This window comes from Tistrella mobilis, assembly GCF_039634785.1.
In the GTDB taxonomy this organism is placed as follows: Bacteria; Pseudomonadota; Alphaproteobacteria; order Tistrellales; family Tistrellaceae; genus Tistrella; species Tistrella mobilis.
In genome coordinates this window covers 348613-365639 of the sequence record NZ_JBBIAB010000003.1, presented here as the reverse complement: position 1 = coordinate 365639, position 17027 = coordinate 348613, and the positions used below count along the sequence as shown (strand labels likewise).

Annotated in this window: 14 protein-coding genes; 9 read left to right on the top strand and 5 right to left on the bottom strand. The window is 69.9% G+C overall.

Annotated elements, in window-relative coordinates; translation table 11 throughout:
• Positions 1-205: 205 nt before the first annotated feature.
• Positions 206-1156 carry an aldo/keto reductase gene (locus WI697_RS06385; protein ID WP_062767043.1) on the top strand — a complete coding sequence of 317 codons (951 nt, stop codon included), beginning with the start codon at positions 206-208 and terminating at the stop codon, positions 1154-1156.
• Here the strand turns inward: WI697_RS06385 and WI697_RS06380 are convergent.
• Positions 1141-2916 carry an ABC transporter ATP-binding protein/permease gene (locus WI697_RS06380; RefSeq protein ID WP_345957851.1) on the bottom strand — a complete coding sequence of 592 codons (1776 nt, stop codon included), beginning with the start codon at positions 2914-2916 and terminating at the stop codon, positions 1141-1143. The genes WI697_RS06385 and WI697_RS06380 overlap by 16 nt on opposite strands.
• Before the next feature lie 4 nt (positions 2917-2920).
• The gene (locus WI697_RS06375; protein ID WP_345957850.1) at positions 2921-5227 is read right to left on the bottom strand and encodes a TonB-dependent hemoglobin/transferrin/lactoferrin family receptor; all 2307 of its coding nucleotides are present in this window, start codon (positions 5225-5227) and stop codon (positions 2921-2923) included.
• 266 nt (positions 5228-5493) lie between these two features.
• Between WI697_RS06375 and WI697_RS06370 the strand changes: the two genes are divergently transcribed.
• The 6 genes from WI697_RS06370 to WI697_RS06345 all read left to right on the top strand — a co-directional run bounded on the left by WI697_RS06370 (position 5494) and on the right by WI697_RS06345 (position 12698).
• A complete protein-coding gene (locus tag WI697_RS06370) occupies positions 5494-5988 on the top strand; it encodes a DUF1344 domain-containing protein (protein WP_062767036.1) in 495 nt (164 codons plus the stop codon).
• 239 nt (positions 5989-6227) lie between these two features.
• Positions 6228-6659 carry a hypothetical protein gene (locus tag WI697_RS06365; protein WP_345957849.1) on the top strand — a complete coding sequence of 144 codons (432 nt, stop codon included), beginning with the start codon at positions 6228-6230 and terminating at the stop codon, positions 6657-6659.
• 199 nt (positions 6660-6858) lie between these two features.
• Positions 6859-7548 carry an enoyl-CoA hydratase-related protein gene (locus tag WI697_RS06360; protein ID WP_345957848.1) on the top strand — a complete coding sequence of 230 codons (690 nt, stop codon included), beginning with the start codon at positions 6859-6861 and terminating at the stop codon, positions 7546-7548.
• A 259-nt stretch (positions 7549-7807) separates the two neighbouring features.
• Positions 7808-9709 (top strand): methylmalonyl-CoA mutase family protein, encoded by a 1902-nt coding sequence (locus WI697_RS06355; RefSeq protein ID WP_345957847.1) that lies wholly within the window; start codon positions 7808-7810, stop codon positions 9707-9709.
• A 4-nt stretch (positions 9710-9713) separates the two neighbouring features.
• Positions 9714-11903 (top strand): methylmalonyl-CoA mutase, encoded by a 2190-nt coding sequence (scpA, locus tag WI697_RS06350; protein ID WP_345957846.1) that lies wholly within the window; start codon positions 9714-9716, stop codon positions 11901-11903.
• Between the two features lie 153 nt (positions 11904-12056).
• Complete coding sequence (locus tag WI697_RS06345; RefSeq protein WP_296714459.1) at positions 12057-12698, top strand: LysE family translocator; 642 nt, start codon at positions 12057-12059, stop codon at positions 12696-12698.
• 3 nt (positions 12699-12701) lie between these two features.
• Here WI697_RS06345 and WI697_RS06340 read toward each other — a convergent pair whose 3' ends face one another.
• Positions 12702-13619, bottom strand: a complete 918-nt coding sequence (locus tag WI697_RS06340) for a DMT family transporter (protein WP_345957845.1) — start codon at positions 13617-13619, stop codon at positions 12702-12704.
• 167 nt (positions 13620-13786) lie between these two features.
• Between WI697_RS06340 and WI697_RS06335 the strand changes: the two genes are divergently transcribed.
• Together WI697_RS06335 and WI697_RS06330 are read left to right on the top strand one after the other, a co-directional pair.
• Positions 13787-14656, top strand: a complete 870-nt coding sequence (locus WI697_RS06335; RefSeq protein WP_345957844.1) for a helix-turn-helix transcriptional regulator — start codon at positions 13787-13789, stop codon at positions 14654-14656.
• Between the two features lie 96 nt (positions 14657-14752).
• Entirely contained in the window at positions 14753-15319 is a 567-nt protein-coding gene (locus WI697_RS06330; protein WP_345957843.1) for a YbhB/YbcL family Raf kinase inhibitor-like protein, read from the top strand.
• Here WI697_RS06330 and WI697_RS06325 read toward each other — a convergent pair.
• Both WI697_RS06325 and WI697_RS06320 read right to left on the bottom strand, forming a co-directional pair.
• Positions 15307-16128 carry a helix-turn-helix domain-containing protein gene (locus WI697_RS06325; protein WP_345957842.1) on the bottom strand — a complete coding sequence of 274 codons (822 nt, stop codon included), beginning with the start codon at positions 16126-16128 and terminating at the stop codon, positions 15307-15309. The genes WI697_RS06330 and WI697_RS06325 overlap by 13 nt on opposite strands.
• Before the next feature lie 87 nt (positions 16129-16215).
• Positions 16216-16905, bottom strand: a complete 690-nt coding sequence (locus WI697_RS06320) for a DUF1826 domain-containing protein (RefSeq protein WP_345957841.1) — start codon at positions 16903-16905, stop codon at positions 16216-16218.
• Positions 16906-17027: the final 122 nt, after the last annotated feature.

The following is a 17027-nucleotide window of genomic DNA, read 5'->3' as shown; positions in this document are numbered from 1 at the left end:
GTGCTGCCGCACCCTTGGCCGCCGCCGCAATGGCGGCTTGTCGGTCGCGTCGGCGACCGACGATGCTGAGTGGCGAGGGCTGGGGACGCTGACGGCTTGCATACGGGGCCGGGGGCGCGCGACCATGGGTCGCCCGCAGCCGGCCCCGGAGCTTTTCCGGGGAGGCGGCATCTGCGGGCGTTCCTGGATCAGGAGAGGTTCCCCCATGCAGACGCGCCAGCTCGGCCAGTCCGGCCTTGAAATCGTGCCGCTGGTTTTCGGCGGCAACGTGTTCGGCTGGACCGCCGACGAGCCGACCTCCTTCACCCTGCTCGATGCCCTGGTCGATGCCGGTATCGATGCGATCGACACCGCCGACGTCTATTCGGTCTGGGTCGACGGGCATGAGGGTGGCGAGTCCGAGACCATCATCGGCAGATGGCTGGCCGCCAACCCGGCGAAGCGGGCGAAGGTCAAGATCCTGACCAAGGTCGGCGCCCCGATGCGGCCCGACGACAAGGGCCTGAAGGCCGCGCGGATTGAGCGCTGCGTCGAGGCCTCGCTCCGCCGCCTGCAGACCGACCATATCGATCTCTATCAGGCCCATTATCCCGATGCCGACACGCCCCAGGACGAGACGCTGGAAGCTTTCGACCGGCTGGTGAAGGCCGGCAAGGTGCGGGCGATCGGCGCGTCGAACTTCACGGCCGATCAGCTGTCGGAAGCGCTCGACATCTCCACCGCCGGCGGGCTTGCCCGTTATGAGACGTTGCAGCCGGAATACAATCTCTATGACCGCAGCAGCTTCGAAGGCCCGCTCAGGGATCTGTGCATGGCCCGCGGGCTGGGCGTCATTCCCTATTTCAGCCTGGCTTCGGGCTTCCTCTCGGGCAAGTACCGGTCGGAGGCCGATCTCTCGCAGAGCCAGCGCGGCAGCCGGGTCGGCAAATATCTGAACCCGCGGGGCTTCGCCATCCTGGCCGCCCTCGACCGGGTCGCAGAGGCCCATGGCGCGACCCCGGCCGAGGTGGCGCTGGCCTGGATGATCGCCAGCCCCGGCGTCACCGCGCCGATCGCCAGCGCCACCAGCCTCGCCCAGCTGAACAGCCTGGTTAAGGCGCTGGATCTGTCGCTGACCGCCGAAGAGATGACGGCGCTGGATCAGGCCGGCGCCTGATCCGCCGGAACATCTGCCGCCGGGTGCAGCGCCACCACCCGGTCGCAGGCGGCGATCGCCGCCGGGCGGTGCGCCACCATCAGTACCGCCGGCGGCGGGTGCATCCGGTCGATCAGTGCCAGCACCCGCGTCTCGGCCTCGGCATCCAGCGCCGAGGTCGCCTCGTCGATCAGCAGCCAGCGCGGCCGGCGGAGCAGGGCGCGGACCAGGGCCAGGCGCTGACGCTCCCCGGGTGAAAGCTGCCGGTCCCAGTCGCGGGGCGGGCCGTCCAGATCGGCGACCAGCCGGCCGAGCCCCACGGCGTCCAGCAGCCCTGCGGCGTCCGCCCGGCTGCCCCCCTCTGCCGGATAGAGCAGGGCGTCGCCGAGGGCGAGACCGGGCAGATAGGGGCGCTGGGGCACGACCACCGGCGGCCAGCCCGCCTGCGGCCGCTCGATCCTGCCGGTGACATGCGGCCAGGCGCCGGCGATGGCAGAAAGCAGCAGGCTTTTGCCCGTGCCCGACGCGCCGGTGAGCGCGACTTTCTCGCCCGGCCGCAGCACCAGATCGATCGGCCGGGTCAGCGGTTTTCCGTCGGGGGTTGTGACGGCTACCCTTTCCAGGATCAGCGCATCCGTCGCTGCGGCACGCCCGGCCGGATGCGGGCAGAGCCGGGGGCCGCGATCGGCCAGCGCCTGTTCGAAGGCTTCCAGCCGCCCGAGCACCGCCATCAGTTCGGCGACTTTCGGATAGACGAAGACCAGGGTCGCGAAGCTTGCGACCACCGTCGAGAAGGCGCCGCGCGCCTGCATCATGCCGCCCAGATCCAGCTGGCCGGCCAGATAGGCGGGTGCCGTTACGAACATCGAGATGTTGAGCACGGTATAGCTGAACGGGGTCTGGAACAGGGCATAGATCCGGTGGCGGCGGGCAAGGTCGAGCGCGTTCCGGCGCACGGCATCGAACCGGCCGGCGGCAAGCCCGGCCTCGCGTCGGCCGCCGCCGAGCAGGACGACCTCCACCGCCGCATCGCGCAGCCGTGCAAGGCCGAAGCGGAAATCGGCCTCGCGGTGCTGCTGCCGGGCGGCGAGCCCGGCGAGCGGCCGGCCCAGACGATGGGCGACCAGATTGGCGATGCCGGCATAGAGCACCGCCGCGATCACCATATAGCCGGGCAGATCCAGGCTGCCGCCCCCCGGCAGCGGCAAAGCGAGCGTGCCCGACAGATACCAGAGCACGCCGATATAGAGGCCAAGCTCGACCACATCGAGCAGCACCCGCAGCGTCAGTTCCACGGTCAGCGACGACAGCAGCCGGGCATCTTCTGCCACACGCTGGTCCGGATTGTCGATCCCGCCGGCGCTCTCCAGTCGCCAGAGCCCGCCGCGCCCCAGCCAGCGGTCGAGCAGGCGGCGGGTCAGCCAGGTCCGCCATTCGATCTCGACCATGCGTTCCAGATAGGCCCGCTGGACCGAAACACCGACCAGCAGCGCCAGCAGCCAGATCCAGTCGAGCGTCGCCCGAAACACGGCGTCGGCATCGCGCCGCTCCAGCGCGCCGAAGAAGGTCTGGTTCCAGGCATTGCGTTCGAAGCCGATCCAGACCGCGGCGATGGCGAGGCCGAAGGCGAGGGTGAATTTAAGCGCCGCCGCCCGGCCCGCAGGCCTGAGGAAGAAGGGCAGGGCCAGACGCAGGAAACAACGCAGCCGCCCGCCGCGATGGCGGCGGGCGGTGCCGCGTGCCCGGCCGCCTGGGCGGCCGGGATCGGCGGTGACCGTCATCGGGTCAGAAGGTCAGCGTTGCGCCGAGCGAGAACGCGCGGCCCGGCTGGACCTGCGCCTCGATCGGGTTGGTGTTGGCGACCGAGGTGCCGGAGGGCTGGGCGGCATAGGCCGTGGCCGAACTCGGGAAATAGCGCTTGTCGAAGATGTTGTCGATGCCGAGGCGGAGCGTGATCCAGTGCGCGGGCGTCCAGGCGGCGGCGAAATCGAACACGCCATAGCCGCCGGGCTTATAGGCATTGCTGCCGGCGGTGCGGGTCACGCCGCGCTGGAAGGTGCCGTAAAGGCTGGCACGCAGCCCCATCCCGCTGTCGTCGTAATGCAGCCCCAGCGTGCCACCCAGCGGAATGGCGCCGTCGAAGGCGGTGGTGTCCTCACCCGGTGAGGCCTGCTGCTTGCCGCGCTGGGCCGAGAGCGCGCCGGTCACGCTCCAGAGATCGTCCAGATAGAGTTCGCCCGAGGCTTCCAGGCCCCAGACCTTCACCGTGGTCAGGTTGTCATAGGTGATGTCGCCATTGGGCAGGAAGACGAAGGACTGGATGAAATCGGTATAGTCGGCATAGAAGCCGCCCACCGAGAAACTGCCGTCGCGGAAGCGCCCGCGCAGGCCCGCCTCGTAATTCTTCACCGATTCCGGGCGCAGGTTCGGATTGGGGACCAGGTTGAAGCTCGTGCTGGGCAGCGAGGTATAAAGCTGCTGGGCCGTCGGCATCTTGAAGCCCTCGGCATACTGGGCATAGACCGAATAGCTGTCGTCCAGATCCAGCACCGCGCCCAGTTTCCAGGTCGGCTCGGTCTCGGTCACCTTGCGCGGTTCGGCCCCGTCCACCGGCTTGTAATCGGCATTCGGATGGGGATCGATCGCGTAATGCGCCAGGCGCAACGCCGGGGTCACCCGCAACCTTCCGTTCCAGAGCCCGATCTCGTCCTGGACATAGGCATCGGCGCGGATCGTGGTGGCGTTGGCGAAGTTGAAGCCGCCGGCGCGGGCCACCGTGGTGGTGCCGGTGGTGTGGTTGACCGTGGTGTCGATGCGCTCGTAATCGGTTTCGGTATAGTCGCCGTCGATACCCCAGGTCAGGCGGTGGCTGAGCGGGCCGGTCGCAAAACCACCATCGAACTGGGCATCGAATTCTGTGAAGGCTTCCTCGTATTCCAGATAGTCGTGGCGGGTTTCGCTGCTGCCGTTGGCGAGGATGCGATCGCGTGTCCCCTCGCGCCTGCTCTTCTGCGGGGAATGCGAGAGCTGCCAGCGGATCGTCTCGATCGGGCCGAAATCCACCGTCCAGTCATGCTCCAGCGCGATGCGCTGCCGGCTGAGCGTCTGGGTCCGGTCGTAATTCGCGACGAAATTGCCGGCCGCGTCATAGCCGTGGTCGTAAAGCTGCTCGACCTCGGTCTCGCGCTCGAAATGCTCCAGCGTCAGGCCGATGCGATGATCGCTGCCGGGCGTCCAGACCAGTTTGGCGAGCACATTGTCCGCGCGGATATCGGCCGGATCGAGCTGGCCGCAGGGCGTGGCGCCGGGATTGCGATAGCAGTCCCAGACCGCCCCGGCCGCCTTGGAGCTGCGGGCATTGCGGTTCTCGGGCTCGTGGCCCACACGCCGGCCCAGCGACAGCGAAGCCGCAAAATCGCCATAGCGCAGCGCCGCCGCCCCGACGCCGCCGGTCGCGTCGTCCAGCGTCGAATGGGTGGTGTCGAAGCGGAAGGCGGTGTCGCGGCCGCTGACCGCCAGATAGTCCTCCGGGTCCATGGTCTCGAAGGCCACCACGCCGCCCAGCGCATCGCTGCCCCAGAGTGCCGAGGCCGGGCCGCGTTGGATCTCCACCCGTTTCATATGGGTCAGCTCGACCACGTCGCGGGTGTTGTCGGTGATCCGCTCCAGGGTCCGGCTGCCGTCGACCAGGGTCAGGATGCGGTTGCCCGACACGCCGCGGATGGTGAAGCCGGTGCGATCGCCGAAGGGGTTGGTGCCGCTGGTCTGGCGGTCGACCTGGATGCCCGGCAGGTGCCGGACCAGTTCGCCGATATCCTCCACCATGCGCAGGTCCAGTTCCTGCCTGTCGATCACCGTCACATTACCCGGGATGTCGTCGACCGACCGGGTGCCGCGGGTGGCGATCACCGACAGCGGCGGCAGTCTTTCGCCTGTGCCCGCCGGCGCGTCTGCGCCTTCCGTCCTGTCGTCGTCTTCACGTTCTGCGGCCACCGGTTGTGCCGCGCTCTGGCCGAAGGCGGTGGCGGGCAGGGTGAGGCAGAGGGCCAGCAGCCCATGGCCAAGGCCGTTCGTCAGCCGTGTGGTGTTCATTCGGACCGATCCCTTTCTCGTTGGAAGGGACTCGTCGCTAAATTGCGAATGATTCTTATTATCAAGATTGCGTGAACATACTCGCGCAGGATGGCGATGCCAAGCCCGTCGATGGGGGGAGGGGGCCTGGCGAATAATTCGGGCAGGGGGCGGAACGGTCGTCGCCCCCATCCGTTGAAGGGGGCAAGAGGCGGATGGCGCCCCGCCACGCCTCAGACCCCCGGCAAGGCACGCAGTTGCCTTGCTCAGTATGGAGACCTCCCCCGATGCGTAAGACCCTGCCCGTTCTCGTGACCGCCCTCATGCTCGGCGGCGCCTCGCTCGCCACCGCGGCCGGCACCTCCGGCACGCCGTCCGGCGCCGGCGGAACCACCGGCAGCTCGCAGAACGCCAATCCGACCAATCCGGGCACCACGCCGGGCATCGGCACCGGCTCGGGCGCTGCCGCTCCGGGCGGCACGGGTGCCGGCGCCGGCACCATGACCAGGCAGGGCACCGTCGCCAGCGTCAGCGGCGACAGCGTGACCCTGGAAGACGGCACGAAGTTCCAGGTCGACGACCCGCAGATGAGCGACGTGAAGGCCGGTGACAAGGTCACCGTCACCTACAATCAGGACGGCGGCACCAACAAGGCCACCTCGGTGCGCAAGGGTGCGACCGACAGCCTGAGCGGCACCGGCACCGATTCGACCACCACCGGCTCGTCGGCGACCGGCGGCGGCGGCCAGATGGGCGCCCAGCCCCGCGCCAAGGGCAGCTGACCCGTCAGCCGCCAATGCCTTTCGGCATCCCTGATGCCGATCGAGGACGCCCGTCATCCCGGACTGCCCCCGGGATGGCGGGCGTTCGCGTGTCGGCTGCGGCATTTTGATGGCCGGCGCGCGGGGCTGCGACGAGATCGGGGCAAAACCATGACCCCGGGAACGGCTGCGGGCGCCTGTGGTTTCGAGGGGCATGCGGTGCCCGACGGCACCGTCCCCGGAACAGAGGACCCAAGATCATGCGCAAGTCCCTCCCCCTGTTTGTCGCCGCCTTCACCCTTGCCGGTGCCGGCATGGCCAGTGCCGCCAATGATCAGCGCCATGCCGTGACGCCAGAGCAGGCCGCCGCCGCGCCGCTTACCGCCGCGGCAGCCGATGTCTCCGGCACCCACACCAGGCAGGGCGTGGTCTATCAGGCCGACGGCGCCTTCCTGACCCTGATGGACGGCACCGCCTTCCTGATCGGCGACCCGCGGATGACCGAGGTCGCGCGCGGCGAGGTGGTGACCATCACCTATCACGCCGATGACGGCTTCAACCGCGCCACCTCGATCCTGAAGGGCGTGACCGACAGCGTCGAAGGCACCGGCGGCAACGGCAACACCATCGGCGCCGGCGGCACCGGCGGCGGTGGCTGGCTGGGCATCCAGCCGCGCAGCCGCGGCAGCTGATGGCCCCTCTCCGGCGTGCGCCCACCTGGCGTGCGCCCACTTGGCCCGCACCCACTTGGCCCGCACCCGCGTGACGGCTTCCACCCGGACGCGCTATGATAGCGGCCCCCGCAACCCGCCCCGGATCAGAGGGCGGGGCGGGGGCCGCCGTCGTTGGGGCCATCGGCGTTCAGGCCATGTCAGGGAGGAGACGCATTCCATGGAGACCAGCTTCCGGGACGGGGTCGCCACCGTCCGCTTCGACGACGGCAAGGCCAATGCGCTCGACGTCGGTTGGTTCACCCGGCTGGATGCGGCGCTGGACGAGGTCGAGGCGGCGGAGGCCCGCGCCCTGGTGCTGGCCGGGCGCGACGGCATGTTTTCGGCCGGGCTGAACCTGAAGATTCTGCCCGGCATGTCCGGCCCCGGGTTCATTGCCTTTTTCGAGCAGTTCTCGCGGCTGGTGCTGCGCCTGCACGGGCTGGGCCTGCCGACGGTGGCCGCCCTGACCGGCCATGCCATTGCCGGCGGTGCGATCCTGGCCTATGCCTGCGACATGCGCTGCATGACCGCCGGCCCCTATCGGCTGCAATTGAACGAGACCGCGATCGGCATGCCGCTGCCGGCCTGGATGCTGATGGTGGCGCAAAGCGTGGTGCCCCGGCATCTGGAGGCGCGGGCGCTGCTGCATGCCGAAGCCTTCTCGGCCGAGGCGGCGCTGGCCGAGAATCTGATCGACGATATCGAGGTCGACCCCGCCAGCACCGTCGCCCGGGCGGAGCGCATGGCCCGGGATCTGGCCGAGCGTCTGTCGCCCGCCGCCTATGCCGCAACCAAGGCGCGGCTGCGCGGCCCCCTGATCCGCGCGGCACTGGACGGGCTGGCAGCCGATCTGGCGACGCTGCGCTGACCCCCTCTGCCGCGCTGCCCGTGCATATTCGCACGCGGTTCCCGACGTGCCGGGTGTTGCTGCGATGCGGTTCGTGTTTCCAGTCTGCTACCGCTTTGCGGTATATGTCTTGCGACCCATGTCCGGACGACGGTGCATTGCCCGGTTCCGGACGCAAGGATAAGGAAACGCCGAACCCGCCTTCGGCAGACCCGTGCAGGCAGTGCCCGCGGGGCCGCGTCCGAAGGCGCCAGAAGATGCCGGATCGGAAAAAACCGTGGTGAAACCTGTGCAGACGAGCAATCCCCTCGAACCCGCCACCCCGCTGGCCGCGGATTTCGATCCGCCGTCGCGGGATGCCTGGATGGCCCTGGTCGAGAAGACGCTGAAGGGCGCACCCTACGAGAAGAAGCTGCGCTGGAAGACCCGGGAGGGGTTGAGCGTCGAGCCGCTCTACACGCCCGAAGACGGCATCGCCGCCCGGATGCTGCCGCGCCCCGCCACGGGTGATGCGGCGCGGCCCTGGGATCTGCGCACGCTGATCCGCCACCCCGATCCCGCCACCGCCAATACCCAGGTGCTCGAGGATCTGGAGAACGGCGCCGCCTCGGTGCTGCTGCGCCTGGACCCGACCGGCCGCGACGGCATCGCCGCGGTCTCGGCCGAGGATCTGGCGACGGTGCTCGACGGCGTGATGATCGATCTGGCGCCGGTCGGGCTCGATGCCGGCGCACTCGATGTCGAGGCGGCCGGCTGGCTCGCCGGTTTCGCCCGCAGCCAGCCCGGCGCCATCCGCGCGCCGCTCGCCTTCAACATGGATCCGGTTTCGGCCTTTGCGGCCAGCGGTACCGCACCCGGATCGGTTCAGGCCCGGGTCGCCCGGGCGGCGGCGCTGGCGAAGCGCCTGGCGCCGGATCTGCTGGAAGCCCGCTTCCTGCGCGCCTCGGGCCAGGTGGTCCACGAGGCCGGCGGCGGCGAGGCCCAGGAACTGGGCGTGATGGCGGCGGCCGCCGTGCTTTACGTGAAGGCGCTGGTCGAGGCGGGCTTCGGGGTCGAGGAGGCCTTCGCCCGCGTCACGCTTGGCCTTGCGGTCGATGGCGAGTACTTCACCTCGCTCGCCAAGCTGCGTGCGGCGCGGGCGATCTGGGGGCGGATCACCGCTGCCTCCGGCGTGGAGGTTCCGGCCCGGATCGAGGCGCGGTCGTCGGCACGCATGCTTTCGAAGGTCGACCCCTGGGTGAACCTGCTGCGGCTGACCGCGGCCGGCTTTGCCGGTGCGGTGGGCGGCGCCGATGTGGTCGTGCTCGCCCCCTTCACCGATGCGATCGGCCATCCGGGCGCGCTTGCCCGCCGCCAGGCCCGCAACACCCAGCTGGTGCTGATGGAGGAAAGCCATCTGGGCCGGGTTGCCGACCCCGCCGCCGGCGCCTGGGCGCTGGAGCAGCTGACCGACGGCTTCGCCCGCGCCGGCTGGGCCGCCTTCCAGGCGATCGAGCAGGCCGGCGGCCTGATCGCGGCGCTGGAAGCCGGCATCGTGCAGGAGCGTGCCGCCGCCACCCGGGCCGCGATCGAGGCCGCGGTGGCGAAGCGCCAGACCGGCCTGATCGGCGTCTCGGAATTCCCCAATCTGGGCGATGTCGCCCCCACCATGGACGAGGTCGACCCCGCGTCCTTCGCCCGGCCGATGCCCGAGATCGCGGCCGACGGCCCGGCATCCGCCTGCACCCCGCTTGCCCCCATGCGCCTGGCCGAGCCTTACGAGCGGCTGCGCGAGGCCGCCCGCGGCCTCACGGCCGACGGCTCGTATCCGAAGGCGCTGCTGGTGACGCTGGGTACGCCGGCCGACTATACCGCCCGGCTGACCTTCACCCGCAACCTGCTGGCCGCGGGCGGTATCGATGCCGATATTCATGACGGCATCGATGGTCTGCCGGCCGATGCGCGCCTTGCCGTGCTCTGCTCGTCGGATGCCCGCTATGCCGAAGAGGCGGCAGCCGCGGCTGCCGCGCTGAAGGCGGCCGGTGCCGCCCATGTCTGGCTGGCCGGCCGCCCGGGCGAGCTGGAGGCGGCGCTGACCGGGGCCGGTGTCTCGCGCTTCCTTGCCGCCGGCATGGATGCGCTCGCTTTGCTTGCCGAGGCCCATGCGGCCGTGGCCACCCCTTCCGCCGGTACGGAGGCCTGATCCGATGGCACGTACGCTTCCCGATTTCGCCGCCCTGGATTTCGACGCCGTCACCCCTGCCGCCGCCCCCGATGTGGCGGCCGCGGTCGAGCCCTGGGTCACGCCCGAAGGCATCGAGGTGAAGCCGGCCTACGGGCCCGATGCGCTGGCCGGCATCGACTTCACCGGCACCTATCCGGGTGTGGCGCCCTATGTGCGCGGCCCCTATCCCACCATGTATGCCACCAATCCGTGGACGATCCGCCAGTATGCGGGCTTTTCGACCGCGGAAGACTCCAACGCCTTCTACCGCCGCAATCTCGCGGCCGGCCAGAAGGGCCTGTCGGTCGCCTTCGACCTTGCCACCCATCGCGGCTATGACAGCGATCATCCGCGGGTGAAGGGCGATGTCGGCATGGCCGGTGTCGCGATCGATTCGATCTACGACATGCGCACCCTGTTCAGCGGCATCCCGCTCGATCAGATGAGCGTGTCGATGACCATGAACGGCGCGATCCTGCCGGTGATGGCGCTCTATATCGTGGCGGCCGAAGAACAGGGCGTGCCGCACGACAAGCTGACCGGCACGGTTCAGAACGACATCCTCAAAGAATTCATGGTGCGGAACACCTATATCTATCCGCCCGCGCCGTCGATGAGGATCATCTCGGACATCTTCGCCTATACGGCGAAGGAGATGCCGCGCTTCAACTCGATCTCGATCTCCGGCTACCACATGCAGGAAGCCGGCGCCTCGGCCGATCTGGAACTGGCCTATACGCTGGCCGACGGCATCGAATACATCCGCGCCGGTGTCGCCGCCGGCATGGATGTCGACCGGTTCGCGCCGCGGCTCAGTTTCTTCTGGGCGATCGGGATGAACTACTTCATGGAGACGGCCAAGATGCGGGCGGCGCGCCTGCTCTGGGCGAAGCTCGTGAAGCAGCATTTCAATCCCAAGGATCCGCGCTCGCTGTCGCTGCGCACCCACAGCCAGACCTCGGGCTGGTCGCTGGCGGCGCAGGACGTGTTCAACAACGTCGCGCGCACCTGCGTCGAGGCGATGGCGGCGGCCGCCGGCCAGACCCAGAGCCTGCACACCAATTCGCTGGACGAGGCGATCGCGCTGCCGACCGATTTCTCGGCCCGCATCGCCCGCAACACCCAGCTGTTCCTGCAGACCGAAAGCGGCCTGACCAGGCTGATCGACGCCTGGGGCGGCAGCCATTATGTCGAGCGGCTGACCCATGATCTGGCGCAGCGCGCGCTGGCCCATATCGAAGAGGTCGAGGCGCTGGGCGGCATGACCAAGGCGATCGAGGCCGGCGTGCCCAAGCTGCGGATCGAAGAATCCGCCGCGCGCACCCAGGCCCGGATCGACAGCGGCCGGCAAAGCGTGGTCGGCGTCAACCGCTACCGTCCGGATCAGGAAGACGACATTCCGGTGCTGAAGGTCGACAACGAGGGTGTGCGGCGCCAGCAGCTGGAAAAGCTTGCGCGGCTGAAGGCCGAGCGCAGCCAGGCCGATGTCGATGCGGCGCTGGCCGCGCTGGAAGCCGGCGCCCGCAGCAATGGCAACCTGCTGGAACTCTCGGTCGCGGCCGCCCGCGCCAAGGCGACGGTGGGCGAGATTTCCTTCGCACTGGAGAAGGTCTTCAACCGCCATGCGGCACAGATCCGCGTCAACAGCGGCATCTATCTGCCGGAAGTGGGCGAGGGCAATGCGGTGGTCGAGCGGGCGCGCGAGATGATCCGCGCCTTCAAGGATCTGGACGGCCGCGCGCCGCGGATCATGCTCGCCAAGATGGGTCAGGACGGCCATGACCGCGGCCAGAAGGTGATCGCCACCGCCTTCTCGGATCTGGGCTTCGACGTCGAAATCGGCCCGCTGTTCCAGACCCCGGAAGAGGCAGCAAAGGCCGCGGCCGAAACCGATGCCCATGTCGTGGGTGCCAGCTCCCTCGCCGCCGGTCATCTGACGCTCGTGCCGGAACTGCGGGCGGAACTGGATGCCCAGGGCAAGGACAATGTGATGATCGTGGTCGGCGGCGTGATCCCGCCCCAGGACTTCCAGGCCCTGCTGGACGGCGGCGCCGCTGCGGTCTACCCGCCCGGCACGGTCATCGCCGAGGCGGCGATCGACCTGCTGGAGAAGCTGAACCTGCGCCTGGGTTATACCCAGCCGCGGCCCGAAGGCTCTGCCTTCGCGGATTAAGGCCGGGCTCTGCCTTCGCGGACTGAGACCGGGCTCTGCCTTCGCGGACTGAGGCCGGGCTCTGCCTTCGCGGACTGAGACCAGCTGCCTCTTGTCGCGGACGCGGATCCGTGGATTGCTCCTCTCCCGAGACCATCGGGAGGGGAGTTTTTTATGTCGCCTGAAACCTGGATCGCCTTCGCCGCCGCCTCGGCGGCGCTGCTCGTCATGCCGGGGCCGACCGTGCTTCTGGTCATCTCCTATGCGCTGTCCCATGGCCGCCGCACCGCCGGTGCGGTGGTTGGCGGGGTGGCGCTGGGGGATCTGACCGCGATGACGGCGTCGATGGCCGGCATGGGGGCGCTGCTTGCCACCTCGGCCACCGTCTTCACCATCGTGAAGATCGCGGGCGCCGCCTATCTGGTCTGGCTGGGGCTGAAGCTCTGGCGGGCGCCGGTCGCCGTCGATGCGGCGGGGCTGGTCGCCGAGGCGCCGCCCGCTGAAACCCGGCTCGGCCGGGTGTTCCTGCATGCCTGGCTGGTGACCGCGCTCAACCCCAAGGGCATCGTGTTCTTCGTGGCCTTCCTGCCGCAATTCATCGACCCCACGGCGCCGCTGCTGCCGCAGATGGCGATCCTCGAGGCGACTTTCATCGGCCTCGCCGTCCTCAATGTGTCGCTCTACGGGCTGGGGGCCGCGCGGGCGCGGCGGGTGATCCGGCGTCCGGCCGTGCAGCGGGCGGTCAACCGCACCGGCGGCACGCTGATGATCGGGGCCGGGCTCGCCACGGCGCTGATGCGCCGGAGCCCCGGCTGACCCTCAGGCCAGACGCCGGCGCCGCTCGGCGCGGAAACCGGCGATGCCGTGCAGGACCAGGGTGGTCAGCACCACCGCGCCGCCGGCGAAGGTGGCGGTGGGCGGCACTTCATCGACCGCCAGCCAGACCCAGAACGGGCCGATCACCGCCTCTGCCAGCATGATCAGGCTGACCTCGGCCGCCGGAATGTAGCGGGGCGCGGACGAGATCAGCGCGAAAGAGACCGGCAGCACCACCAGCCCGTAGACCAGCACCAGCGGCACGACATCCGCATCCGGCAGCAGCGGCCGCAGGCCAAGGCCCAGTGCGACCGCAAGGCCGGTGATGCAGCAGGTCAGCCCGCCCACCCCGACCACGGGGGTTGAGGGGATGCGGCCGCCGCTGGCGCGCAGGATCACCAGATGGATCGCCATCAGCAGGGCGGCGACCAGCGCGATCAGGTCGCCCAGCCGGCTGCCGGTCTGGCCCGCCGTATCGTCGCCGAAGATCCGGCCGCCGAAGACCAGAAGGGCGATGCCCGCCAGGGCCGCACCGATGGCGGCCCAGGTGCGCAGCGGCACCGGCTCGCCCAGAAAGGCGCGCGACAGCAGCGCGCCGAACAGCGAGCCGGAGGAAATGATCACCAGCGTATTGGCGACCGCGGTGTAGTTCAGCGACAGGATGAAGCAGACGGATCCAAGCCCCAGCGCCATGCCCGAGGCCCAGCCGGTGCGGCCGATGCGGGTGAGCGCCCGCCAGGGCGGTTCGCGGGTCACCGCCCACCAGGCGATCAGGATGGTCAGCGCCATCAGCCCGCCGCGCCAGAACAGCAGCAGCCAGGGATCGGCGGCGATCAACCGCACCAGAAGCGTGTCTGGTGTAAGGGTCAGAATGCCTGCGGTGGCAAGCGCGGTGCCGCGCGCCTGTGTGGAGAGCGCCATGAACATGCAAGCCTTGCGAAGCCGGTGCCGGCGGGGGAAGACTGTCCGGACAGCATCGGCCCGGGCAAGGGATCTCGTCGGGGTCGCAGCATAGCGCGCCGGGCGTGCACGGGAAGCCCCGTCGCCACGCCCCGGGGCGATCGCAGGCGCGGTGAGAGGTGAAAGACATGCTGACGGATCGCCGGGTGATTCTGCGCAACGGGGTGGGGGTGATCGCCCGGGTGCTGCAGCGCCGGGAATTGCTGCTGACCCGGATCGCGGTCGATCAGCCGACCCTGATGGTGGTCCGCCGCGGTCTCAAGCTGTTGCGCGCGGCCGGGACCGAGACGGTGATCCCGGCCGGCGGGGCGGCGGCGATTGCGGGCGGCGAGGTCTTCGACGTGGTCAACCGGCCTGACGGCGGGGTTTATGCCGCCGATTTCCTGGTCATCGATCAGGCCGTGATCGCGGGCTTCGCGGTGCCCGACGCCGTGCGGCCGATTGCCCGAGCCCTCGCCATCCCGGCCATGGCGCCGGATTTTCTGGAAGCCTATGAGCGGGCGCGGGCGGCGGTCGCCGATCCGGCCGCGGTGCCGGAAACCGTGGCCGTGCAGCGGATGCGCGAGGTTCTGGGCTGGATCGCCCATCATGGCGGTGCCTTCCCGCCGCCGGTGCCGCCGGCCATCGCGCAGCGGATCCGCGTCCTGGTCGCAGGCGATCTGGCGGCCCCCTGGCGGGCGGCGGAGGTGGCCTCGCAGCTTGCCATGAGCGAGGCGACACTGCGCCGCAGGCTGGCGGCCGAGGGCACCTCGCTCACCGATCTGGTGACCGAGACCCGCATGGCCCATGCGCTGATGCTGCTGCAGGTGACCGACCAGCCGGTGGCGACCGTCGCGGCCCTGGTCGGCTATGACAGCCCCTCGCGCTTCGCCGCCCGTTTCCGCCAGCGCTTCGGCCACCCGCCCGCAGCGATCCGCGACCAGACCGAGCCGGTACCGGCCCCGACCCCGACTCCGACCTCGGCCCCGACCCCGGCCCCGACACGTCTCTCGGCCTGATCGGATCGGCACGCGATACGATCGGATCGGGCGCGCGACGGCATGCATGTACGGGCACCATCGCGAGTATGACAACCCGCTGTGAGGTGCTCCCCCATGCCTGCCAGGATCTGTTCCGCCGTCGCAGCCGCCGCCATGGCGGCCCTGATCGCCATGCCTGCATCGGCCGGCGACTTCCGCCTGACCAGCCCCGACATGCCCGATGGCCGGATGCCGGCCGCGCAGGTGCTGTCGGCCGCATACGGCTTCGGCTGCGACGGCGGCAACCGGTCTCCGGCGCTGACCTGGGAGGGGGCGCCCGCGGGCACCCGAAGCTTCGTGCTGACGGCGCATGATCCGGATGCCCCCACCGGTATCGGCTGGACCCATTGGGTGGTGGCGAATATCCCGGCCGATGCGCAGGGCCTCGATACCGGCGCCTCGGGCGATGCCACACGCCTGCCCGCCGGTGCGGTCGAAACCCGCACCGATTTCGGCGTCCCCGGCTATGGCGGCGCCTGCCCGCCCGAGGGGCGCGAGCATCGCTATGTCTTCACGCTGACGGCGCTGGGCATCGAGGCCCTGCCGGTGGCGACGCCCGAGGCCATGCCGGCGCTGATCGGCTTTTTCGCCAACGCCCATGCGCTGGGCAAGGCCGTGCTGGAGGTGCGCTACGGGCGCTGACCGCGGAAGGCCCGGGCCGTCGCTTCATCGCCGGGAAAGAAGGTCTCGATCGCAAGTTCGGCAAGCGTGATGTCGAGCGGCGAGCCGAAGACGGTGGTGGTGCTGAACAGGGTGAGCGGGCCGGCCGGGCTCGCCAGCTTCACCGGCACCACCAGCCCGCCATAGGGGTCGTGGGCGAGGGCGGCGGTTGCGATATGGATCGGCGCCGGCCAGGATTTCACCTCGGCCATCAGATCGATCAGCACCGGGTCGGCGCTCATGTCGATCTGCCGGCGCAGCCGGTCGAGCAGATGGGCGCGGACCTCGGCCAGGTTCAGGATCCGCGGCGCCAGCCCTTCCGGGTGCAGCGACAGCCGCATCACATTGATGGCGCCAGTCAGAAGATGCGGCGCCACCCCTTCCAGTATCGGCGCCACCGCATCATTGGTGGCGATGATCGTCCAGTGCCGGTCCAGCGCGATCGCGGGGAAGGGCTCATGGGCCTTCAGCACCAGCTCGACCGCCCGGCGGGCAGGGCCGAGTGCCGGATCGTCCAGCCGGCGTTCGACGAATTCCGGGGCATGGCCGGCCGCCACCAGCAGCTCGTTGCGCTCGCGCAGCGGCACCTCCAGCTGTTCGGCCAGCCTGAGGACCATGGTCCGGCTCGGCATGGCGCGGCCGGTCTCCATGAAGCTGAGATGGCGGGTGGAAATCTCGGCCTCGCTGGCCAGCGCCAGCTGGCTCAACCGGCGGCGCTGGCGCCAGTCGCGCAGCAGGTCGCCGAAAGAGGCGGCCTTGTGGGCCGTCGTCCGTGCGTGGGCGGTACTCATGCCGGGGCCTTCCTGGATGGCGGACCCCGCCATTTTCGGGAAGCCGGTGCCCCGGATCAACTGACAGCTGCAGTCGGGGGAACAGCTTCAGTCCGGGTCGGCATCGGCCGCCAGCAGCAGCCGGGGGGCGCTCACCCCCTGGGGCGACCGGTGCAGCACCCGGCCGGCGCCCAGCGGGTGGCGATGGCCGCGCAGCACCGCCACATGGCCGGTGCCGAGGCACAGGGCCGCCGGCCCGGCATCCCTGTCCACCGTCTGTGGGGCCAGCTCTGTGCCGGGGCCGCGATAGCTGCACAGCAGCCGCGCCCGGACATGGTCCTGATGAAAGCGCCTGCAGGCGGGGCCCGAGACCACCTCCAGCCGGATCGCCAGATGACGGGCCCGCGAGACGGCGGCGAAGCGCGTCAGCACCTGGGTCAGGTCGGCGATCAGCGCCTGCGCCGTCGGCAGTGCCAGACCGCCGGTGCCGACCAGGTCCTCCGCGGCCGCGGCGATCATTGCGGGATCCGCCCCGACGGTCAGCCGCCCGTCGGGCAGGGCGGCATCCGCGGCCTGATCCAGCAGTGCCACCACCGGCGGCGGATCCCGCCACCAGATGCCGATCGCGGTGTCGCGCAGGGTCAGCGCCAGCCCCGGCGCCCGGTCGCAGCCGGTGACCGCCACGCCGGGCAGATGCGGCGGTCGCGCGCGCAGCGGGGCCGAGGCCGCCCCTGCATGCGGATGCAGGATGGCGACCCCGGGCGGAACCGGATGGGGGAGGGCGGTGGCATCGATCATAAGAGCAATGTAATAACATAACATATTCTCTGTCAATTCCGGCGGTGGCGGGATGGGGATCGCGCTTGTCTCACCCCGGGGCATGGGCTAGCCTCTCAAGACAAACAAACGTTTAAAATAAT